This is a genomic window from Anaerotruncus sp. 1XD42-93 (assembly GCF_009917605.1).
Lineage (GTDB): Bacteria > Bacillota > Clostridia > Oscillospirales > Ruminococcaceae > Anaerotruncus.
Genome location: NZ_QZEG01000240.1, coordinates 1 through 539, shown reverse-complemented (window position 1 = coordinate 539; position 539 = coordinate 1). Strand labels below are relative to the sequence as shown.

General features: G+C 55.7%; 1 protein-coding gene. It reads left to right on the top strand.

Annotated elements, in window-relative coordinates:
- On the top strand, positions 1-539 hold a 539-nt coding region (locus tag D5269_RS18235), incomplete at both ends, for a hypothetical protein (protein WP_147408103.1).

The following is a 539-nucleotide window of genomic DNA, read 5'->3' as shown; positions in this document are numbered from 1 at the left end:
AAGGAGTTTGCGGAACTCTACGCAACGCTGTCCCCGGAGGAATATGAAGCCGCCAAAGGGACCACCTTAAACGCCCATTACACCAGCCCTACCGTTATCCAGGCCATTTATGAAGCGGTGGGGAAAATGGGATTCCAGACCGGCAACATCCTGGAACCCTCCTGCGGCGTGGGCAATTTCTTCGGTATGCTGCCGGAGGAAATGCGGGGCAGCAAACTGTACGGCGTGGAACTGGATTCCATCACCGGGCGCATTGCAAAGCAGCTCTATCCAAACGCAGACATCACCATCGCGGGCTTTCAAACCACTGACCGGCGGGATTTTTATGATTTAGCCGTAGGAAACGTGCCGTTTGGCCAGTATTCCGTCAATGACCGGGCCTATAACAAGCTGAACTTCAACATCCACAACTACTTTTTCGCCAAATCGCTGGACCAGGTGCGTCCAGGCGGCGTCGTGGCCTTTGTCACCAGCCGCTACACGATGGATTCCAAGGATTCTACGGTGCGCCGGTATCTGGCGCAGCGGGCGGAGCTGTT